This window comes from Kitasatospora sp. NPDC056531 (assembly GCF_042794375.1).
In the GTDB taxonomy this organism is placed as follows: domain Bacteria; phylum Actinomycetota; class Actinomycetes; order Streptomycetales; family Streptomycetaceae; genus Kitasatospora.
The window spans coordinates 1-21036 of record NZ_JBHTTU010000046.1 but is presented as its reverse complement, the minus strand read 5'-3'; the positions used below and the strand labels follow the sequence as shown (position 1 = coordinate 21036).

Sequence of the window (21036 nt, the reverse complement as noted above, 5' to 3'; positions counted from 1 at the left end):
GAGACGTTGCACCCGCTTGGCAACTAGCCGCAGCGGTACGTTCGCGGAACGATCGCGCTACCGGGCAGACTGCAACGACCGCCCGCACGATCGTGCGGACGCGCTGTTCGAGCTAACCGCTGCGCCGCGGTGCATCGAGGGCCGATGAGGACGCTGGTCAACCTGCGCTCGCATCCTGAGGTGACCCGAAACAGCCGCCAGGCCGGCCCTCGCGACCGCCCGCGAGAGATCTGGCGATACGTCAGAATATGTCGCGCCGGGCGCCGAGCGCCTTTCAGAGCACATCCCGGAAGTAGGGCTTCATGACCCGCTACTGCGTCGACCCCGACCGGAACGAACTGACCGCCGCCTGGGGCACCAGTGAAGGCGACCTCGCAACCTGTATCGCAACCGTCCCCGCTGGCACGGCCGCCGCCGCGCTCCTACGCCTGGCCCGCGCCCTGACCCAGCTCTCGGAAGCCGCCTGGCACACCTACACCCACCCCGCCAGCGCCGCCGACTCCCTGGAACCCAACAGCGAGGGCTGGCGACGCGAACCAGAACGCCAAGCCTTCAGCGAGGTCACCAAGGCCATCACCCAGCCGAACCTGCCACAGACCGGCTCGATGATCGTCTCCTACAGCCCCCTGATCGAGTCCGCCCACCAGGTCGGCCGCGCCCTGCACACCCTCGACAATCCCGACCTGACGAAGGCCGTCCTCGCGGAGACCGCCATCGAACTCGCCGCCGTGGAGAGCGCCGAACTCGGCAACCTCACCGGCCGCGCGCAGCAGGCCGTGCTGCTCAGCCGTGAGGACGCCTCCCCCGTCCAGGTCGCCGCCGCCAACCGGCTCCTCGAACAGGACCCCTTCGGGCCCGAAGCCCTGTTCTCCGACGTCGACCCGACCGCCGCCTCGGTCGCAGCCGCCCACTGGCTGGCCGCCGCGGCCGAGGTCGCCGCCGACGCCTCCGGTCAGAACCCCACCGCGGTCCTCCTCGAAGCCGACGACATCGAGGCCCTCCCGCATGAGACGCCCACCCTCGTCCTCGAACTCCTCGACTCCGGCGCCTCCCCACGCGAGGCCGTCACCGCCCTCGTCCGCCACGCGATGCACGTCGCCGACGGCCTCCTGCCCGACCCCGCCGACCTGCGCGAGCAACTCGACGACTTCGAGGAGACCCTCGCCGAGTACACCGGTGCCGACGAGCCGGACATCGAGGACGTCGCTCTGCGCCTGACCCCGCTCGACCCCAAGCGCCCGGCCCGCGATCTTCTCGAAGACCTCCTCGCCGGCATCCACGGCTGCTGGCTCCTCCACAGCGAGTACGACGAACTCGACAACGACGAGGACGAAACCGAGAACGATGACGAGGAACGCGAGGCCGAAGCGCACCAGCACCACAGCCGCGCCCGCTTCGCCCAGCTCGTCCGCGCAGCCGCCGCACGCAACCACGACCGGCTGATCTGAGACACCCGGCACCCGAGAGAGCCCGACCGGCACCTCGCTACCGCCGCCCACGCCTTCCTCACCCTTCGACGACTCGACCCAAAGCCCAAGCGCCGGCCTGACCTTCTACCAGGTCCTCGACCAGCGACAGAACCTCCTGGGCTGCTGGAGCGGCACCTGTCACACCTGCCAACAACCCATCCCGGAGCAGAGATTCACGCGGTCACCCCGACCTGTCACCCCAACCTGACGAAGTACTACCAGGCGAGCAGGCCGTAGGCGTAGTCCCACAGCTTGTCCGCGGCGACGGGGTCAATCGACCACCGCGCGACGCCCGACATGGTGAATTCAGGTCCTCCGTCCATCACTTCGGCCTCGTGGTTGTCCTCAAAGTGGCGGCCCGTGACACCGGCCACGAGCGGTGAGGCGGCCAGCAGAACGCTGGTGGCCGCCCCCTGCGCAGGAGTCTTGTAGTAGTCGGGGGTCAGCAGGTTCCCGTCCTCGTCCATGGCGCCGACCGCCTGCATGGTGGCCCGGTCGAGGTGGCGCGTCAGGTTGGTGTGGATCCAACCAGGCTCACAGGAGTTGGCGACGATGCCGTCCCCGGCCCAGCGGCGGCTGATCCCGACGGCGAGCAGGACGTCGGCCGTCTTCGACTGCGCGTAGGCGGCCATGGGGTCGTACCGGCGGCGTTCGAACTGCGGGTCGTCGAAATCGAAGCCATGCAGGCGCTGTGCACCGGAGCTGACGGCCACGACGCGCGGCTCCTCAGCGGCCAGGAGAGCCTTGTGCAGCCCATGGACCAACGCGAAGTGACCGAGGTAGTTGATCGCCAGCTGCATTTCCCAACCCTTCGCACTGACCTGTCGTTCCGGCAGCGCCATCACGCCCGCGTTGGCGACGACCGCGTCGACGGGGCCGTTCCAGCCCTCGCAGAAGGCTCGGACGGACCGCAAATCGGCGAGGTCGAGCGCGACGGCCTCGGCGGTGGGAAACTCCTTGAGAATCGGCTCGGCGATGGCGGGGTTCCGGGTCGCGATGACGACGTGCGCGCCCGCCCCTGCAAGGGCTCGCACCGTCTCGGTCCCGATCTCCGAGGCCCCGCCGGTGACGATCATGCGCTTGCCGGTCAGGTCGACCCCGGACAGGACCTCGGTTGCCCTGGCCCACTTGTCGAAGGGAGTGGTGATGAGCGTCATGGTAAGGAGACCCACACCACCGAGGTGGTCGCGTCCCACTCCGTCGCGGTGTCCCACCCCGACCTGGTGGCCGGCGTCATCGAGAAGGCCGCCCGCGCCACCCGCTGACCCGCCGTCAGCCCCCCCCCGGCCGCTGAACTGCGGCCCCCTTGAACGCCGGGAGGGCGCGTCCACTCCCCTCCGCCCTCCCGGCCCACCCCACCTCGAAAAATCCAGTGCCTGCCCAAGCAGGCGTGTTAGCGTGGCAGACGCCCCGATGAAGGAGTTTCGACATGCTGAGCGACGACGACATCTCGCACTGAGATGTCCGGGACCCGAGCGCTTTCTGATCGACGATCCGCTGCTCGGCGCCGCTTGGTCCTCCCTTTCACCTCACCTGTGATCGAGCGCGTCGGTCCGCAGGGCTTTCCTAGGGCACGGTCATGTCATCCTCCCCTGTCGTCGTCTCCGACCTGTCGTTCGCCTGGCCGGACGACACCCCGGTCTTCCGGGACCTCTCCTTCAACCTCGAAGCCGAGCGCGTCGGCCTGGTCGCACCCAACGGTGCGGGCAAGTCCACGCTGCTCCGGCTGATCGCAGGCCGTCTCACCGCCACCAGCGGCTCGATCGCGGTGGCGGGTGTGCTGGGCTACTTGCCGCAGGACCTGCCGCTGACGGCCGACCGGACGGTCGCCGAGGTGCTCGGCGCAGCCGACGTCATCGCGGCACTGGACGCGATCGAGTCCGGCGACACCGCCGAGCACCACTTCACCGTCGTCGGCGACGACTGGGACGTGGAGGACCGGGCGCGAACCGAACTCGAGCGGCTCGGCCTCGGCCACGTCGCACTGCGCGACCGGCTCGACCGGCTCGACCGGCTCAGCGGGGGCCAGATCGTCGGGCTCGGCCTGGCCGCACTGCTACTGAAGCGCCCCGACGTACTGCTGCTCGACGAGCCGACCAACAACCTCGACCGCGCGGCCCGGCACCGGCTCTACGAGGTGCTGGACGGTCTGCGGGGCTGCGTCCTGGTCGTCAGCCACGATCGCGAACTGCTGGACCGGATGGACCGCATCGCCGAGTTGGAGCGCGGCGAGATGCGGTTCTACGGCGGGAACTTCAGCGCCTACCAGCACGCCGTGGCTACCGAGCAGGAGGCCGCGGAGCGCAACCTCCGCAACGCCGAGCTGCTGGTCAAACGCGAGAAGCGGGAGATGCAGCAGGCCCGGGAGCGGGCCGAACGCCGGGCCGGAAACGCGCAGCGGAACCTGAAGGACGCCGGGCTGGCGCGGATCGTCGCCGGTGGCCTGAAGCGCTCCGCCGAGAAGAGCGCCGGCACCGCCCAGACGATGCACGCCGCCCGGGTCAGCGACGCGAAGGAACGCGCCGCCGAGGCGGCACGCGCGGTGCGCATCGAGCAGAGCATCGCGTTGGAGCTCCCGGACACCCGGGTGCCTGCCGGCGCACCCTGTTCGAGGCGGAGCACCTGCGCAAGCGCCTCGGCGACACGGAGGTCTTCGCCGGCGAAGGCGTCGATCTGGCCATCCGCGGGCCCGAACGCATCGCACTCTCGGGGGCCAACGGGGTCGGCAAGTCGACCCTGCTGCGGCTCGTGCACGGCGACTTGGAGCCCGACTCCGGAACCGTCCGGCGTGCCGACGGCCGGGTCGCGTACCTGTCGCAACGGCTGGACCTGCTGGACGACGACCGGACGGTGGCGCAGAACCTCGCATCCTTCGCGCCGTCGCTGCCGGACGCCCGGCGGCTGAACATCCTGGCGCGGTTCCTGTTCCGCGGCCCGCGGATCCACCTGCCGGTGCGCGTGCTGTCGGGCGGCGAGCGGCTTCGTGCGACGCTGGCGTGCGTCCTCTATGCCGAGCCGGCACCCCATCTGCTGTTGCTGGACGAGCCGACCAACAACCTGGACCTGGTGAGTGTCGGGCAGTTGGAGAACGCCTTGAACGCCCACGAAGGAGCCTTCGTTGTGATCAGCCACGACGCGCGATTCCTTGACGCGATCAACGTGGAGCGGCACCTCGAGCTCGCCGACGGGCGGCTGGGCCGACCGGCGCCAGCGCCCCGAACCGGAGCCCCTGCCCCGCTCGCTGACTAGGACTCGGGGGCGGGCCCGTCGGCAGCGGCGATCATCGATCGGAGAAGGCGGCTCCGATCTCGCGGCGGGAGGAGACCCGGAAGCGAGACCGGAAGTATCCGGCACTGAGCCACAAGAGGTCGGCGTAGCCGTTCAGGTCCGCACGCGTCGAGGCTTGGGAAAGAACCATGGAAAGGGCGACCGGGTCCAGCGATGCCCGCGTCACCAGCCACCTGTCGGTGCGGCAGGTCGGCTGCTGCGGAATGGTCACCGCAGGTTCCTACCGAAGAACTCGGTCAACTTGTCGACTGCTGGGTCGACGTACTCCTGCTTGTCGTAGAGATCGACGTGGGAGGCGGCCTCGATCCAGTGCAGTTCCTTGGGGCCGGTCGCCCGCTGGTGGACGTCGATGGCCATCCAGGCGGTGCCGGCGCGCGTGCCGACGATCTGGAGCAGGGGCCGCGGCCCGATCAGCGCGACCGCGTGGAAGGCGTCGGAGGAGGCCAGCTTGTCGACACTCCGCCAGGCGAACGTCGCGGCGGAGCGCTCGTGCCGGCCGCGCGCGGTGCAGTAGTACTCGAATCCCTCCACAGCATGCGCTCCCCGGAGTGCGTCGGCCTCCTCGGCGGTCCCGGGGAAGATCGGCAGGGCTCCGGGGTCCTCGCCACGGGCTGCGGCGGTGCGGGCCCGAGCGGCCGCGTCGAGCAGCCTGCGGAAGACCGCGGGGTCCTGGGTTCCGTCGGCGCCGAGGCGGAACTGACGGGCCACATCGACCCCGGAAACGGTGGAGACGGCCTTCACGCGGTGGTCTCCGCCTGCGGCGCTCAGCGAGTACCCGCCGGAGGCGCAGATGCCGAGCAGTCCGATCCGGTCGTCGTCGACGTCCTCGAGGGTGTTGAGGTACGAGACGGCGGCCTTGAAGTCCTCCACACGCTGGCTCGGGTCTTCCAGGCCGCGGGGCGCACCGCCGGACTCCCCCTGGTAGGCGGCGTCGAACGCGAGGGTGATGAAGCCGCGGTCCGCCAGTTGCCGGGCGTACAGGCCGGCGGCCTGTTCCTTGACGCCGGTGCCGGGGTGGCCGACCACGACGGCGGGCTGCGGACCTCCTGTCCGGCCGCCCAGGGTGTAGAGGTGGGCGGCGATCTCGATGCCGGCGCTGCCGAAGGTCACACTACTGCGGGTCATGGACGTCTCCTGTGAGTGTGAGGTGGCAGTTCCACAGCTGCCTACTGGCGTTATCGGGACTGCAGAGGGCCTGCGAAGGACTTGCGCAGGGACGCCGGCGCGACGGCGGGAAGCAGCGACGCCAGGAGCTTTCCCTTCAGGGTGCTCGGCGTCCTGGTTAGCTGGACGTCGACCCGGGTGCCCGCCGCCTCCGGGGTCATCCGGAACACCCAACCTCCCCCCGGCCCGAACAGCTTGGAGTCGAGAGTGGTGACGGTGACCTCGTTTCCTCCGGGTTCCCAGTCATAGCGGGTCCGCTCCCAGGCGGAGCTGTTGCCCTCGGTCACCTCGGCCCAGTTCTCACCCAGGCCGTGAACCTCGAAGTGTTCGATGTCGATGCCGGGCCAAGCCTTCGCTCGGGCGGGGCTGAAGTCGGTGAGCACCTCCAGCACGCCGGACGGGCTGAGCGAAGAGATGAGATGGAAGTTGACGACGGTCATGGGAGCTCCATGTGTGTGGGTACGAGATCGCTGCAGTCCGCAGGCCGGGTTGTGTCGGCAGTACTCACTCTGGTCACGGCGGAGGCGGACTGCCTCCGTCAGTTGACCGCCAACGGGGACTGAATTCCGGCGATGCGCCATCTGCCGCATGCTGCAAATCCCGTTCTGAGCTGGTGATTCGTGCCCCATCAAGGCGCATCCTCGCGCCCGTGTCCCCCGAAAACGGGGTACGGGCCCTTGTCCCTCGAGACCGGGGGTTGCTGCCGCCTTTCGGCGCGTAACCACTCTGGCAGGTGACGATGTGGAGTGCAAGGCCACGCCGCAGGTTGGCCGCCATGGCAGAGGGACTCATGAACCGCTATCGCCGCAAAGGTGCCCCGGACATGTGCAGTCGGGGTTGACCGTCATGTGACTGATCTCAAGGCGCATCCACAGGACGGAGAGTGAAGGACGTTGGCACCTCCGGCGGACAACCGACCAGCACTTCGCTGTGACTCTGCTTCGCGAAGGCCGACGGCCCCTGACACCTACGGGAGAATCCGTGGCTTCCCAAGTGACGCGCGCCTCGGAAAGCCGGCCAGCCCGCTCCTCGTACACGTTGCTCCCACCATCATCGAAGGAAGACCCAGCATGCCGTTCATCACCGTCGGCCAGGAGAACTCCGCCGACATCAACCTGTACTACGAGGACCACGGGGCGGGGCAACCGGTCGTGCTCATCCACGGTTTCCCGCTCAGCGGTGACTCGTGGGAGAAGCAGTCCGCGGCGCTGCTCGGCGCCGGCTACCGGGTGATCACGTACGACCGCCGCGGCTTCGGTCGCTCGGACCGGCCCGGCACCGGGTACGACTACGACACCTTCGCCGCCGACCTGGACCGGGTGCTAGCGGCACTCGACCTCAACGACGCGATCCTCGTCGGCTTCTCCATGGGCACCGGCGAGGTGGCGCGCTACGCGGGTACCTACGGCACCGGTCGGATCGCGAAGGTCGCCTTCCTGGCGTCCTTGGAGCCGTGGCTCCTCCTGGGGCCGGAGAACCCCGACGGCGCGGCTCCCGCCGAGTTCTTCCAGCAGGTCAGCGACGCGGCGTCAGCCGACCGCTACGCCTACTACACCGCGTTCTTCAAGGACTTCTACAACCTGGACGAGAACCTCGGCAGCCGGATCTCGGAGGAGGCCCTGCGCAACAGCTGGAACGTCGCCGCGAGCGGCGGCGCGCACGCGGCGGCAGCCGCCCCGCTGACCTGGGGCACCGACTTCCGTGCCGACATCCCCAAGGTCGACGTCCCGGCGCTCATCCTGCACGGGACCGCCGACCGGATCCTGCCCGTCGAGGCCACCGCCCGGCTGTTCCACAAGGCGCTGCCGACCGCGGAGTACGTGGAGATCGAAGGGGGTCCGCACGGACTGCTGTGGACCCACGCCCGTGAGGTGAACCAGGCCTTGCTCGCCTTCCTCGCCAAGTAGGGAGTTCCCACGGTGGACATCAAGCTTCTGGACCACACCCAGCCCCTGGGCGTGGAAGAGGATTTCAACCAACTGGTCGCGCGCTACGACAGCGAGCGCCAAGTGGTCTGGATGATGATGAGCGCGGAACCACGTCCGTCGTTCAACTCGGTGCTGCTCGCCGAGATCCTGCGACTGGCTCGGCTGGTGCGGGAGGCCGCGCTGCCGGTCAGGTTCTGGGTGACAGCTTCCAGCACCCCGGGGATGTTCAATGCAGGCGGCGACCTGGACCTGTTCGCCCGCTCGATCCGTTCGGGGGACCGCGAGACCCTGCGGGCGTACGCCCGCGCCTGTGTCGACTGCATCGACGAGGCGATGCACGGCTTCGGCACGGGAGCGATCAGCATCGCGCTCGTTGACGGCCATGCGCTGGGCGGCGGATACGAGTGCGCCCTTGCACACCACTTCGTGCTGGCGGAGGAACAGGTGCGCCTTGGGTTCCCCGAGATCAAGTTCAACCTGTTCCCCGGGATGGGCGCGTACCCGCTCACCGCTGTGCGCGCCGGCCGGCGGACGGCGGAGCGCCTGATCGGATGGGGTGAGCAGCACCCCGTTGGCTGGCACGAGGAGCAGGGGCTCGTCGACCGGGTTGCGCCTGTCGGCGGCGGCTATGCCACTGTGCTGGAGTTCATGGACGAGATCGGCCCGCGGTTCAACGGGGTGGCTGCCATGCTGCGCACTCGGCTGAGGTCACTGCCTATCTCGCGCGACGTCCTGATGTCCACGACGGAGGACTGGGCGGAATCGGCCTTCGGCGTGGGCGCTGCCGGCGTGGACTACATGGAACGCCTCGTTGCGGTACAGGACCGGCGGTTCGCCGCACAAGGCTGAGGGGCCGGCTGTCAGGCAAGCCGTCCCACCTTGGCGCGCACATCTGACACGTATCGCCAAGCGGAGCAAATCCCGTACCCCCGAAGCCCTTTGGGCACGGGCAACGCCAACCGGGCCCTCTTGACAGGCCCGAGCGGGACCGACAGAGTCGGTAACCAGTTAAACCGGTGACGACGGAACGCTTCATCGGATCGACACGAACAAGGAGTCAGGACAATGGCAGTCAGCTACACCGGCGTGGTCACGGTGACGGGAGAGGGCCGCAACGGCGGGCAGATCGCCGCCAGCGACGGCCACCTGGCTACCTCCCTCGCCATCCCGAAGGAGCTGGGCGGTGCCGGTGGTGCCACCAACCCGGAGCAGCTGTTCGCGGCCGGCTGGGGCGCCTGCTTCCTCGGCGCCGTCCGCCGCGCCGCCGCCGAACGCAAGGTCCGGCTCACCAGCACCGCCATCACGGTCGAGGCGACCCTGACCCGCAGCGACGACGACGCGTTCGGACTGAGCGCCGTCCTCAACCTCGAACTCGGCGGAGTCGACCAGGAGACCGCAGTCGAACTCGGCAACGCCGCCCACCAGCTCTGCCCCTACTCCAAGGCCACCCGCGGCAACATCCCGGTCACCATCAACGCCACCGCGGTGACCGCCTGACACAGCCATTTCCGGCCCGCCCGCGCCGCCGTGAGGCACCGACGGCTCGGGCGGGCCGGCCCTCTGACCGAGGCGACAGCACCGCACCGAGGACGAAGCACCGTGAACGTTCGACCCAGCTACGACATCATCGTCCAACAACACCAACGCGACCGTCTGTGCGATCGCGGAGCGGGCGGCGGACCTACTGCGCCGCTGACGGACCGGATCGGCGCACCGGCGCCGCCCACGGGGACGGAGAAGGGGTCTCACTCCTTCCCGGCCCCGTTTGCTCAGCGGCCTCGGTCGCGTCCCGACAGGTCCACTCCGAGCAGGCCCTCCAGTTCGGAGATCGTCTGCCCCGGGTCTTTCGCGTGCACGGTGGCGAATCCCAGCTCGGCGGCTGGCGGCAGGTAGCGCTCGGTGTCGTCAACGAACACGCACTCGTCGGCGGGCAGGTCGAGGGCGTCGAGCATCAGCTCCGGCGCGCAGACGATCGGACCTGCCGCAGACCGCGCTCAGGTGTCGGAGGAACTGTGCTGGCGCGCACGGTAGCTGGCGGCTTTGACCCGGTTGCCGCAGGTCTTCATGGCACACCACTCACGCCGGTGGCCGCGCGAGCGGTCGAGGTACACCTGGGTGCATTCCGGGCGGGCGCACTCACGAAGCAGGGCCGCATCATCGCCGCCTAGCATTTCGGCGGTCTCGCGAGCGAGTGCGGCGAGCCCTTGGGCCACGGTGCCGGTCCTGGTCGCGCCGTCCCTGTGCAGGCGCAGTGTCACCGGCAGACCCGCAGCGTGCTTGTTCACCTCGGCGATCGCCCGGTCCGGCATCGGTCGCCCGTCGAGGCGCGCGGCGACCAGCGAGTAGATCGATTCCCGAAGATCCACCGCGATGGCAAGGTCGGTCCCGTCGGCGCCGGGCGCGGCATCGAGCATCCCCGCCTCGACGAACCACGCGTCGAGTTGCTGGGGAACGGCCAACTTCTCGATCGGCGCCGCATTGCGGCGGGCACGCAGGGTGCCGACAAAGTCGAAGGTCAGGGTTCCGCACGGGAAGGCATGAATCACGTCACCATTCTGACCAGTGACAGGGGAATGCGCAATGCCCCCTTCCCGGGCGGCCTGGAGACGCGCGTCCGCCAAGCGCCCCTGGGTCAGTCGACCGCGCCAGGTTCGACGGAGTCCGCGGGCAGCCACTGCGGGTGATGGCTGCGCGCCCAGCGCCGGCTGACATAGCCGGTACGCATGCCTTTCCGTGCCTCCGGGTCCCGGAGCGCACGGCGGGTGTGCCCGAACAGGACGACACACATGGCCCAGGCCAGGCAGTCGTGAACGAAGATCGCACTGGTGCGCGAGAGGAACGGCAGGAACCGGGTGAACCACATGAGCAGCCCGGTGACCATCATGATCAGGACGGCTCCGGCGATCCAGCCTGCGTAGAGCTTCTGCCCGGCGTTGAACTTGCCCGCCGGCCGGTCGCGCGGTGAGGTCAGTCGCCGGCGTGCGGCGCGCAGCCACTGCACGTCGCAGGGCGCGAAGCGGTTCAGCCGACGCAGGTCGGCGCGGAGTTCGCGGGAGAGCAGACCGAGCAGAAGTGGCAGTGGGAGCAGCAGGCCTGACCACTCGTGGACTGTGATCACGAGACGGCGCCGCCCGACGAGTTGAGCGAGCGGGCCGATGTAGAGGCAAGCCGCAGTGGTCAGGCACAGCAGCATGAGCAGCCCGGTGGACCGGTGGACGAGGTGCGGGACGCGGCCGAACCGGCGGACCGGGTCGTCCGCTTCAGGCGGCGGCGCCGCGGTCGGCGCTGTCGAGCCAGCCGTCGACGGCATATCCGTACTCCTCCCAGTATCCGGGGATGACCCGGTCGGTGACGGTGATGCCGGAGAGCCACTTGGCCGACTTGTAGAAGTACATCGGCGCCACGTAGAGGCGGACCGGGCCGCCGTGTGCATGACTGATCGGCTCGTCCTGCATGGTCAGCGCCACGAGGACGTCGGGGCGCCGGGCCTGTTCCAGGGTCAGGCTCTCGCTGTAGACGCCGTCGAAGCAGGTGAAGCGGAGGGCAGCACCCTCGGTGCGCACTCCCGCGACGTCGAGCAGGTCCGCCAGGCGGACTCCCTGGAAGGGAGTGCCGTCGACCCGCCAGCCGTCGGTGCACAGCACCTCCCGGACGATGCGGGTCTGCGGGAGCGCGCGCAGCTCCGACAGGGTGTAGGTGCGCGGCCGGTCGACGAGACCGTCGATACGCAGGGCGTAGTCGGTGTCGTTCTTGTGCGGCACCGAGCCCACCACGCTGTAGTAGCGGAAGCCGCCGGGATCCGGCAGCAGGCCGGTGAGGCCTGTCGGGTCGTGCTGGGAGGCGGCGCCGAGGAATCCCTCCCAACCCCGTTGCAGGTACGGCGCGGCGGCGAATCCGGCGGCGCCTGCGGCCAGCGTGCCCAGCAGCATCCGCCGCCCCACTGGAGCCCCCTGGGCGTGCCGCTCGTGTTCCTCCGCCACGTTCCTTCCCCTCCGCAGCCCGGCGTCGTTCGGAATCGCGCGCTGCACTGGACCGCTCGCATCGACATACCTTGACGGTCAGACACGTGTGATGGGAGCGCTACGAGTGAAATGCGTAACCGTTTTAAACGGTTACGACCCTGGCATCACTCCACACCTCCGTCAAGACATGTCGTCTCGTGGCGATGAGGGTTTCGTACGGGCAGGTGCTGCCCGGGGGCAGCAAGAGCCCAGCCCATGGGCGGAAGCGTGGCTGCAGACGTGGTCGGTGACGACCAGCGACTGGGCGCGTCGATGCCACGCCCCCCGAGTAGCATGCGCAGCCGTAGTCCTGCGCCATGACGTACGGCTGCCCGTCCAGTCCGCGGTGGACGAGGGCGATCTGGCTGCCCCCGGGCATCACCGGCCTACCCGGCGCGCCTCATGACAGTGGCTTCGAGACCTCCGCGCGGGGAGCCGCACTGCCTGGTCAGGGTGGCGTCAAGCCGGGACCACCCGGTAGCTCAACACCGGCCACGGCAGGTTGGACTGGGCCAGCGAGCCGGTGGCCCACGGGTGGGCGCCGGTGCAGCTCGCCCCGGAGTACAGCACCACGGACGCGGAGTCGGAGGCGACCTGGACCGATCGGGCGGGCGTCGGCAGCGTGTGGCACGTACCGAAGTCGTCGAGGCCGACTACGGTCACCGCGCCGCTCCCGCCAGTGCCCGAGTAGAGGTAGGCGCCCGGCTGCAACGGAGGCCAGCCGGCGGCGTACGCCGCTCCGGCACCGAGGCCTATCACGGCCGCGACGACGGTCGCCGTGGCGGCCGAGCCGCGGAGCATGGCCTTGGGTGTGAACATGTGAACCACCTTTCCGTGTGTGTGATGGTGTTGCTGGAGGGGTCAGCCCCGGTTCTCCGCCTGGAACATCCAGCTCTGCTTCTCCAGTTCGGCGATCAGCCCGACCAGCAGATCCTCGGTGACGGCGTCCGCCTCGCCGGTCGCGCCGATGCGCTCGCGCAGTCGGCGGATGACGGTGGCGAACGTCTCCACCATGGCATTCACCACGGCCCTGTCCTCCAGCCATCCCTGCGGAACGGAGGGAAGGGCGCTGGTGGCGGCGATGGTCGCGGCCTGGCCGTCCGGGGCGACACCCAGCGCGGCGGCGCGTTCGGCGACGGTGTCCGAGAAGTTCCGGGCCGTGGTGGCCACTTCGTCGAGCTGGACGTGCAGGGAGCGGAAACGCGGACCGTACAGGTTCCAGTGCGCCTGCTTGGCCACCAAGGCAAGATCGAGGAGATCGACCAGGGTGGCCTGGAGGGCACTGCCGGCGACTGCTCGGGCGCTCTCGGACAGCGGGCTGCTGATAGGTACAGACATGGTGTGTCCCTACGGGGCGGGCGGGCGTTCTCCATCATTGGCTCCGCACCGCCGTTCGGCATCGGTCATTTGACGGCACGTCCGCTTTGCCGTGTGCTCCTCCCCAGTGGCCGGGGGCAGCAGCTACCGACCCGCTTCGCCATGCGGCCCTCGCCTCTTTCGACACCGTGAACCCCCCGCGTCCCCGCGGGATTCGACCGCCAGATGACCGATCCGGGAATCCACCGGCAGACGAAGGGTCGGAGCCACAGCCGACACACGGCCACCGGGAAACGAAGGAGCCGGTCCGGGGGCCGCCGCCCGAGCGGCTGGTGCCAGCGCCGTCTCACCTCGAAAGGGGATGAGAGGCAGGCACTCACCGCCCGACGCGCACCGACGTGATCGATCTGTCGGCGCTTGCAGTCAGACGACTGATGTGCCGACGTGCGGCGGTGAAGCACGGTTGGGTCCGCGGTTCCGTTCGATGCGTCGTGCCCCTTTGCCGGAATCATCATTCGGCGGCTGCGTGAGCAATGCCCCCTGCCCGTATCGGCCCTACAGGCCTACCCCGAAAGCGAGTTCCCCCATGGCCCGCACATCCCTCCGGCTGAAAACCGCCGTCGTCGGGACCGCCCTCGCCGGCGCGGCGCCGATCGCCACGGCCTCGGGTTCCCGCGGCGGAGGGGCGGGTGAGGTCCTGGTCATTCCTCGACCCTGGCCAGGGTGCCCGCGATGAGGGTGGTCAGCATCTCCTCCAGGGTGGTGGTGAAGTCCATGCGCAGGGCGGCGAGCGAGGGGTCGGCTGCATAGGCTTCGAGCATGGCGGCGGAGGGCCGGGCGTGGGTCCACACCGCGCCGCTCACCATGACGGCCTCGGCGCAGAACCGGTCGGCGTGGCCGCCGAGTTCGGGCAGGTACTGGCGGGCGAGCGCGGCCAGGGCGGCGACGTTGTCGAGGGCCGCTCGTTTGTAGCGGGCGGCCACGTCCGCGGAGACGTTGTGCTCCAGGACGCCCGCCTGGGCGCTGAGCAGGTCGCACAGCACCCGGTGCTGCGCGAAGGAGTGCGCCAGGACCGCGGCGAACTCCCGGCCGCGCCGGATCGGCGGGGCCCCGGGGGTGACCTGGACGGCGAGCTGTTCGGGCAGGGCGGCGGTCCACTGCCGCCAGTCGCGGTCCAGCAGTTCCAGCAGGACGGCTTCGCGCGACTCGAAGTAGCGCAGCACATTGGACTTCGCCAGGCCCACCCGCCGGCTCAGTTCGTTCAGGCTGAGCGCGCCCACGGACATCTCGTCGAGCATCGCCGCCGCGGTGTCGAGGATCGCCCGGCGCCGGATCTCGCGCTGTTCCTCGCTGCGCGCTCGCTGGAAGGTCGTCACACCCCCATGTTACAGACTGCTGGTCTGTTGACATCAGACCGGCGGTCTCTTAACTTGGAACGCAAGAGACCGCCGGTCTTCTAAATCACGGCCGCCGGCCGTGCCCACCTGTATGCGAAAGAGGTCCACCGTCATGAGCGCATCCCGCGTCGCCCTGGTCACCGGAGCCACCAGCGGCATCGGCAAGGAGACTGGCCTGGCCCTGGCCCGCGCCGGCCACGCCGTCGTCGTCTCCGGCCGCCGCAAGGAAGCGGGCGAAGCCGTCGTCCGCGAGATCCGCGACAACGGCGGGCAGGCCGCCTTCGTCGCCGCCGACGTCGACTCCGAGGAGTCCGTCGCCGCCCTGGTCACGGCCACCGTCGAGCGCTTCGGCCGACTCGACGTCGCGGTCAACAACGCCGGGATCTCCCTCGACCGCGGCCGCCTGGCCGACGAGCCCACCAGCCGCTTCCAGCAGATGCTCACCACGAACGTGCTCGGCGTCTTCTGGGGCATGAAGTACCAGATCCAGCAGATGCTGGCCCAGGACACCCCCGGCGGCTCCGTCGTCAACCTGGCCTCGATCGCGGGCCTAAGCGGCATCCGCTACGCGGCCAACTACTCCGCCACCAAGCACGCCGTGGTCGGCCTCACCAAGTCCGCCGCCCTGGAGTACGCCACCGACGGCATCCGCATCAACGCGGTCGCCCCTGCCTCGATCAAGACCGACATCCTCAACACCGCCATCGAGGCCGGCACCTGGGACGAGGCCGCCATCTCCGCCCTCCAGCCGGTCAACCGGATCGGCCGCCCCACCGAGGTCGCCGAAGCCATCGCCTGGCTCGCCTCCCCGGCCGCCTCCTTCGTCACCGGCACCATCCTCAACGTCGACGGCGGCTACAAGGCCCAGTAGAGGCCCTGCGGCGACACAGACAGACAGCCGGGCCCCGAGCAACACCAACCCCAGTGCCGTCACGGCCCGTCGCGGCGGTCGGCAAGGAGAAGACGTGAACAGCAGCCAACTCTTCGACGGTGTCGCACACCCCCGGCACCACACCCCTCCCGCCCCCGGTCGCTCGGGCTCACCACTGCGCGACTACGTCCTGCACAGCCTTCCCGCCGCCCTCGGCGACCTCTCGGCAAAGCGCCTGACGCACAATCAACTCGCTGATTGTCAGGAGCAGATACTTCGAAAAGTCACTCCGCAGTGCCTCTCCGAGGGCGACGAGCGGACCGCGCGTCTCCTCCAGCTCGATCTGCTCTTCCTGCTCAGCGGCTACGCGCCCGCGGGGCCGCAGGCCGCACCCCGCGCCCTGACCGAGCTGATATCCGCCCAGTGCGGCAGGTTCCCCGCCCTGGATCCCCATCTGAGCTATGAATTCCTGATCGACGTCAACTGCGAGGAATACCGGCGAAGCGGGGACATCCGGGTGTTCTCCGCAGGCCGGGACGCCGCTCTCGAACGGGACTTCTACCTCGGCCACCACCTCTCCGAACCGTGGGCGAAGTCGGCCGCCTACGGTCTGCGCTCGCTGGTCCTGCCGGCGGCCGCCGCCCGTCCGTCCGCGGTCCTGGACGACGTCGTCGAGTGCCTCGCGGAGTTCACGCGGTACATGGCCAGGTACCGCAAGCTGTCACAGCAGGCGTTCAACCGGTTCCGCCCCTACCACATGGGCCATCCCGGCGGCCCGCGCGGCGCGAGCGGTGCGTTCATGCCCAGTGTCCACCTCCTCGAACTGGCCCTGCTGCCGCCGTCGAAGGGGTACGGCATCTTCCTGGACCAGTCGATGTCCTACTTCCCCTCGTGGTCCCGGCCCGTCATCGCGCGGTGGCGCGGCGACTCCATCCGCGGGGCGAACGTCGCCCAGCGGCTGCGGGACGGACGGCTGGTGCTCGACCGCGCGGGCCGCGACCGGTTGGTCAGGGTGATCGACAAGTTCGTGGACTTCCGGATGGCGCACCTGGGCATCACCCGGCACGCGCTCCCCGAGGCGTTCCGGGAGCGGACCGGGCTGACCCGTCGCGACATCCGCGAACAGGGCGGCGAACACGACATCCTGGACGGCCGGGACCCCGGCACGTCGGGGTTCAACGTCCGGCATGTGCTCACCAACGCGGTGTACCGGCTCCTCGCGCTCCGCGACGATCTCGCCCACCCCGGCTTCGCGCCGGCCAACCAGTAGGCAGGCGCCCGATGTCAGCATACCGTGTCGCGGTCGTCGACGCGTTCGGCACGTCCTTCGGGTTCACCGGCGCGTTCGGCGCGCTGGGCGGCGAGGTGATCCAGGTCCGGAGCACGCCCGTCCCACCGACCGGAGTCGATCCGGTGGACGACCGGGCCTTCGGTCATGTGCTGGTCCACGACGGCGAGTTGGACGTCCTGACAGCACAGCTCGCCGCGCTGGGGCCGGTCGCGGTCCTGGCCGGTCGCGAGACCGGGGTGGAGCTCGCCGACGCCCTCTCCGAGCGGCTGGGGCTGGCCTCCAACGGCACGGCCCTGAGCAGCGCGCGGCGCGACAAGTACGTGCAGATCGAAACGATCAAGGCTCAGGGCGTCCCCGGCATGCGGCAGCTGCGAACCGGTGACGAAGCCGAACTGCTGGCCTGGCACGAGAAAGTGGGCGGAACCGTGGTCGTCAAGCCCCTGCGCGGCTACTGGGGTGACGGCGTGTCGTTCTGCGACCTGCCGCAGGACTCGGTCGCCGCGCTGCGCCGGCTGCGCAGCCGCCGTACGGCGCTGGGCGAGCCGATCACCGAGGTCGTCGCCCAGGAGTACCTGGTGGGCGCCGAGTACATCGTGAACACGGTCAGTTGCGCGGGTATGCACCAGCTGACCGACGCCTGGCGCACCGAGCGGATCGAGGCCAACGGGGTGCGGGACCTGGTGACCGCGCAGGTGCTGCTGCGCTCCGACGAACAGCCGGTCGGCGAACTCTTCGACTACGGCCGCCGGGTGCTGGACGCCCTCGGCATCCGGTACGGCGCGGCCCACCTGGAGATCAAGCTGACCCCGGACGGCCCGCGGCTGGTCGAGGTGGGCGCCCGCGTTTCGGGGCTTCCGTACTACACGGCCGAGGTCCTGGGCGAGGGCCAGCTGGAATGGACCGTCGACGCCTACGTCCGGCCCGACCGGTTCCGCGCCCGGTCGGGCCGGCCCTACCAACGCCGGCACGCGTTCGCCTGGGCGGCGCTGGTCGCTCCGGCTTCGGGACGGCTACGGGGCTACCGCGCGCTGGACCACCTCAAGCAGCTGGCGAGCTTCCACTCCCTCACCGTGCTGGTGAGCCCCGGCGACACGATCACCGCGACAACCTACGATCGCGAATACCCGGCTACCCTGACGCTCGGCCACCCGGTGGATGCCGTCCTGCAACGCGACCTCAACACAGTGCGCTACCTGGACGGCCCCGGGATGTACGAGATCACCCCGGCGGCCGATTGACAGCCATCACCCCGACGGCCCGCTCGAAGGCGGACGGCGCCCCGGTCCACGTGATCCTGGACAACCTCTCCGCTCACAACGGCAAGAGGATCCTGTTTCTAGGCCCCGATGGCCGTCAGGACCCGGGTGCGGGCCGCGCGGCGCGCCGGCCACAGGGCGGCTGGCAGCGCCGCGAGCACGGCCGGGGCCAGCAGAGCCGCGAGTCGCACCACGGGGACGCTGTGGTGGTAGCCGGGCAGGTGGCGGGCGATCAGTTCGCCTCCGGCCCAGCCGAGGAAGAGGCCCAGGGCCGTGCCGAGCACGCCGCCGAGGACGGCGATGAGGAGGGCTTCGTCACGCACCATGGCGCGCACTCCCGCCCGGGTCAGACCGATCGCCCGCAGCATGCCGATCTCGCGCTGCCGCTCGACGACGGACAGGGCCAGGGTGTTGACGATCCCCAGGAGGGCGACCGCGACGGACAGCGCGAGCAGGGCGTAGAGCGCGTTCAACATCCGGGTGGTGCCCTGCGCGGCGGCCCGGGCCAGGTCCTCGCTGCTGTCGATGCGCAGGGCCGGGCTGTCGCCGAGGGCGCGGGTGAGGGCGAGCCGCAGCGCGGGGCCTGGGTGGTCGCGGGTGGTGAGCAGGAGCTTGTCGGCGGTGTCGGTCGTGGTGGGCAGGGCGGCGGTGTCGACGAGGACGCCGGCCAGCAGAGCGTTGGACTCGTACACGCCCGTCACCGTCAGCCGGACGCTCCGGCCGTCCGGGAGCCGGGCGTCGAGCCGGCTTCCGGTGGTCCAACCGTAGGCCTGGGCCTCGCCGGTGGTCACCAGGACCCTCGGGCCGCCGAAGGCCTCGACCGATCCGCTGGTCAGGCGCAGGCGCAGCTTCTCGCGCACGGCCTCGGCGGGCAGCGCCAGGGCGAACCGGGTGGACTGGTCGATCGTCAGCCGGGTCTCGCGTACGGCGGCGGTGGCAATGACGTCGGGGCTGGCGGCCAGACGCCGCTCCACCTCGGCGGACAGCGGGCTGAGGTCCTGCATCGAGACGACGTAGTCGGCCTTGAGGACGTCGGCGCTCTGGGCGTTGGCGGCGGCGAGGCCGCCGGCCGCGAGCATGGTGAGGGTGGTGACCAGGCTCGTGCCGACGACCAGGGCGGCGGCCGCGGCTGCGGTGCGGCGCGGGTTGCGGGCGCTGTTGCGTTCGGCGAGCCGGGCGCTGATGCCGGCCCGGGCGAGGAGCGGGCGGGCGAGGGCGAGGGCCGGCCCGACCAGCATCGGCAGCAGGGTGAGGAGGCCGGAGGCGACCAGGACGGCTCCGAGCGCCATCACCGGTGCGCCGTCCGCGATGCGCTCGGCGTTCGTGCCTGCCCGCAGGCAGGCCGCGCCACCGCCGGACAGCAGGAGGCCGGCGGCCGCACGGAGCCGTCCGCCGCCTTCCCGCACCGGTGCGTCGGCGGTGCGCAGCGCGGCCAGCGGTGCGATCCGGGCGGCTCGGCGGGCGGGCAGCCAGGCGGCGACGAGCGTGGTCGACACCCCGGCCAGCACCGGGAGGAGGAGCGCGTACGCGGGCAGGCTCAGCGATCCGCCCGTGGGCAGCGGGCCGTTCTTCCCCAGGTCACCGGCGACGGGGCGCAGACCCTCGGCGACACCGATGCCGGCCGCGGTCCCGACCAGGGAGGCGAGGATCCCGACCAGGGACGCCTCGGCCAGTACCAGGCGGGTGACCTGCCGGCGCGAGGCGCCGACGGCCCGCAACAGGCCGGTCTCCCTGGTCCGTTGGGTGACGAGCATGCTGAAGGTGTTCCTGATCAGGAAGCAGGAGACGAACAGCGCGACGGCGGCGAAGGACAGCAGCGTGGAGCGCAGCGAGGCGACCTGGTTGCGGGCGGCCAGCGTCTGGTCGCGGGCGAGGGACGCGGCCGTGAAGGCGACCGTGTCCGGGAGCGCCTGCTCCGTCGCCTGTCGCAGCCGCTCGACCGGGACGCCGGGGGCAGCCTTCACGTGGAATTCGCTGTAGTCGCCGGGGCCGGTGAGGTATCCCTGGGCGGTCGCGGTGTCGAAGAGCACCAGGCTTCCGCCCGTGGTGGCGGCGGGCTCGGCCCGGGTGGTGAAGACGCCGCTGATCCGTGGGGTGAGGCCGGGCCCGTCCACCGAGATCCGCGCGCTGTCCCCCACGTGGTAGCCGCACCGCGCGGCGCTGGCCCCGTCGATGGCGATCTCGCCGCTCCCGGCGGGCGGCCGGCCCTCGGTGAAGGCGAATCGGGGGTCGCCTCCGCCGTTCGCCACTCCGCCGTCCGCCGCGTAGTTGCCCGCCCGGGTGGGGCCGCCACGGCCGGCCGGCCGTCCGTCCGGACAGCCCAGGGCCGTGTAGCCGGAGACGACGGCGAGGACACCGCCCGTCTCCGGAAGGCCCCGCACCCGCCGTAGATCGGCCGTGGTCAGGGGCGGCGGCCGGTCGACGGACGCCGTCCGGGAGGTCCTGCCGTCGGGGCGGACCACCAGGTCGGTGTGGTCGAACGCCTGCCGGGAGGAGCCGGCGAGCGCGTCGGAGACGGTGGCGGTGAACAGGAGGATCCCGGTGACGAAGGCAACGCCGACGGCGACGGCCAGCGCGGTCAGTGCCATCCGGGACCTGTGGGCGCGTACGTTGCGCCAGGCGGTGCGGAACACGGGGGTGCGGAGCACGGGAGTACGGAACATGGGAGTGCGACGTCCTGATTCGGCGGAGGTTCGGCGCAGGCGCGGCCTTGACCGACGATCCTCCCGGCGCGCACCAGCCGCGCGGCTCCACCGGATGACCGACTGCCCGCGCCGGGGCCGAGAATTCCTCCCCGCGCAGACGGGGCTGCTCCGTCGGGCCAGGAGCCGGGGTCCTGGCGATCCGTCGGATGCGTCCGCGCTCGTCCTGTCCGTTCTGTTCCTGCGGCTCGCCCCCTTTTGCGGCTCTTGTGCTGGATCTGTGGGTCGGATCATGTGAGTTGGCGTCGGGGCAGGGCGGGGCGGTTGCCGCCGAGGCAGAGCATGACGAGGGCGATGACGGCCTCGGCGGAGCGAAAGCCGAAGCCTCTGCGGATGATGAGCCTGGTCTTCG

General features: G+C 70.4%; 19 protein-coding genes and 1 pseudogene. 8 read left to right on the top strand and 12 right to left on the bottom strand.

What is annotated here, in order from left to right:
- Nucleotides 1-302: 302 nt before the first annotated feature.
- Nucleotides 303-1448, top strand: coding sequence for a hypothetical protein (locus ACFQ87_RS29900; protein ID WP_380613962.1), 1146 nt, complete (start codon nucleotides 303-305; stop codon nucleotides 1446-1448).
- 236 nt (nucleotides 1449-1684) lie between these two features.
- On the opposite strand, the gene ACFQ87_RS29895 is transcribed toward ACFQ87_RS29900, so the two are convergent.
- On the bottom strand, nucleotides 1685-2626 hold the full coding sequence (locus ACFQ87_RS29895; protein WP_380613994.1) for an SDR family NAD(P)-dependent oxidoreductase: 942 nt from the start codon (nucleotides 2624-2626) through the stop codon (nucleotides 1685-1687).
- 422 nt (nucleotides 2627-3048) lie between these two features.
- Between ACFQ87_RS29895 and ACFQ87_RS29890 the strand changes: the two are divergent.
- Nucleotides 3049-4718: pseudogene (locus ACFQ87_RS29890) on the top strand (ABC-F family ATP-binding cassette domain-containing protein).
- 31 nt (nucleotides 4719-4749) lie between these two features.
- Here ACFQ87_RS29890 and ACFQ87_RS29885 read toward each other — a convergent pair.
- The 3 genes from ACFQ87_RS29885 to ACFQ87_RS29875 are packed head-to-tail and all read right to left on the bottom strand — an operon-like array spanning nucleotide 4750 to nucleotide 6361.
- On the bottom strand, nucleotides 4750-4968 hold the full coding sequence (locus tag ACFQ87_RS29885; protein WP_380613961.1) for a hypothetical protein: 219 nt from the start codon (nucleotides 4966-4968) through the stop codon (nucleotides 4750-4752).
- Complete coding sequence (locus ACFQ87_RS29880) at nucleotides 4965-5882, bottom strand: alpha/beta hydrolase (protein ID WP_380613960.1); 918 nt, start codon at nucleotides 5880-5882, stop codon at nucleotides 4965-4967. Before ACFQ87_RS29880 ends, ACFQ87_RS29885 begins: the two co-directional genes overlap by 4 nt.
- Before the next feature lie 50 nt (nucleotides 5883-5932).
- A complete protein-coding gene (locus ACFQ87_RS29875; protein WP_380613958.1) occupies nucleotides 5933-6361 on the bottom strand; it encodes a hypothetical protein in 429 nt (142 codons plus the stop codon).
- A gap of 630 nt (nucleotides 6362-6991) precedes the next feature.
- Here ACFQ87_RS29875 and ACFQ87_RS29870 point away from each other — a divergent pair.
- From ACFQ87_RS29870 to ACFQ87_RS29860, 3 genes are all read left to right on the top strand, one after another.
- Nucleotides 6992-7828 carry an alpha/beta fold hydrolase gene (locus ACFQ87_RS29870; RefSeq protein ID WP_380613957.1) on the top strand — a complete coding sequence of 279 codons (837 nt, stop codon included), beginning with the start codon at nucleotides 6992-6994 and terminating at the stop codon, nucleotides 7826-7828.
- Between the two features lie 12 nt (nucleotides 7829-7840).
- Complete coding sequence (locus ACFQ87_RS29865) at nucleotides 7841-8698, top strand: crotonase/enoyl-CoA hydratase family protein (protein ID WP_380613956.1); 858 nt, start codon at nucleotides 7841-7843, stop codon at nucleotides 8696-8698.
- A 216-nt stretch (nucleotides 8699-8914) separates the two neighbouring features.
- Nucleotides 8915-9346 carry an Ohr family peroxiredoxin gene (locus ACFQ87_RS29860; RefSeq protein WP_380613955.1) on the top strand — a complete coding sequence of 144 codons (432 nt, stop codon included), beginning with the start codon at nucleotides 8915-8917 and terminating at the stop codon, nucleotides 9344-9346.
- A gap of 272 nt (nucleotides 9347-9618) precedes the next feature.
- Here ACFQ87_RS29860 and ACFQ87_RS29855 read toward each other — a convergent pair whose 3' ends face one another.
- The 7 genes from ACFQ87_RS29855 to ACFQ87_RS29825 all read right to left on the bottom strand — a co-directional run bounded on the left by ACFQ87_RS29855 (nucleotide 9619) and on the right by ACFQ87_RS29825 (nucleotide 14543).
- Nucleotides 9619-9801, bottom strand: a complete 183-nt coding sequence (locus ACFQ87_RS29855) for a hypothetical protein (RefSeq protein ID WP_380613954.1) — start codon at nucleotides 9799-9801, stop codon at nucleotides 9619-9621.
- Nucleotides 9802-9843: 42 nt separating this feature from the next.
- Entirely contained in the window at nucleotides 9844-10395 is a 552-nt protein-coding gene (locus ACFQ87_RS29850; RefSeq protein WP_380613953.1) for a CGNR zinc finger domain-containing protein, read from the bottom strand.
- 86 nt (nucleotides 10396-10481) lie between these two features.
- On the bottom strand, nucleotides 10482-11159 hold the full coding sequence (locus tag ACFQ87_RS29845; protein ID WP_380613952.1) for a cytochrome b/b6 domain-containing protein: 678 nt from the start codon (nucleotides 11157-11159) through the stop codon (nucleotides 10482-10484).
- Nucleotides 11110-11778 carry a molybdopterin-dependent oxidoreductase gene (locus tag ACFQ87_RS29840; protein ID WP_380613993.1) on the bottom strand — a complete coding sequence of 223 codons (669 nt, stop codon included), beginning with the start codon at nucleotides 11776-11778 and terminating at the stop codon, nucleotides 11110-11112. Before ACFQ87_RS29840 ends, ACFQ87_RS29845 begins: the two co-directional genes overlap by 50 nt.
- 531 nt (nucleotides 11779-12309) lie before the next feature.
- Entirely contained in the window at nucleotides 12310-12669 is a 360-nt protein-coding gene (locus tag ACFQ87_RS29835; protein ID WP_380613951.1) for a hypothetical protein, read from the bottom strand.
- A gap of 42 nt (nucleotides 12670-12711) precedes the next feature.
- Nucleotides 12712-13188 carry a Dps family protein gene (locus ACFQ87_RS29830; protein WP_380613950.1) on the bottom strand — a complete coding sequence of 159 codons (477 nt, stop codon included), beginning with the start codon at nucleotides 13186-13188 and terminating at the stop codon, nucleotides 12712-12714.
- A 680-nt stretch (nucleotides 13189-13868) separates the two neighbouring features.
- Nucleotides 13869-14543 (bottom strand): TetR/AcrR family transcriptional regulator, encoded by a 675-nt coding sequence (locus ACFQ87_RS29825; protein WP_380613949.1) that lies wholly within the window; start codon nucleotides 14541-14543, stop codon nucleotides 13869-13871.
- 133 nt (nucleotides 14544-14676) lie between these two features.
- Here ACFQ87_RS29825 and ACFQ87_RS29820 point away from each other — a divergent pair, with 133 nt between their 5' ends.
- From ACFQ87_RS29820 to ACFQ87_RS29810, 3 genes are all read left to right on the top strand, one after another.
- Complete coding sequence (locus ACFQ87_RS29820; protein WP_380613948.1) at nucleotides 14677-15435, top strand: SDR family NAD(P)-dependent oxidoreductase; 759 nt, start codon at nucleotides 14677-14679, stop codon at nucleotides 15433-15435.
- A gap of 94 nt (nucleotides 15436-15529) precedes the next feature.
- Nucleotides 15530-16705 carry a hypothetical protein gene (locus tag ACFQ87_RS29815; RefSeq protein WP_380613947.1) on the top strand — a complete coding sequence of 392 codons (1176 nt, stop codon included), beginning with the start codon at nucleotides 15530-15532 and terminating at the stop codon, nucleotides 16703-16705.
- An 11-nt stretch (nucleotides 16706-16716) separates the two neighbouring features.
- The gene (locus tag ACFQ87_RS29810) at nucleotides 16717-17964 is read left to right on the top strand and encodes an ATP-grasp domain-containing protein (protein ID WP_380613946.1); all 1248 of its coding nucleotides are present in this window, start codon (nucleotides 16717-16719) and stop codon (nucleotides 17962-17964) included.
- A gap of 98 nt (nucleotides 17965-18062) precedes the next feature.
- On the opposite strand, the gene ACFQ87_RS29805 is transcribed toward ACFQ87_RS29810, so the two are convergent.
- Complete coding sequence (locus tag ACFQ87_RS29805) at nucleotides 18063-20630, bottom strand: ABC transporter permease (protein WP_380613945.1); 2568 nt, start codon at nucleotides 20628-20630, stop codon at nucleotides 18063-18065.
- Nucleotides 20631-21036: the final 406 nt, after the last annotated feature.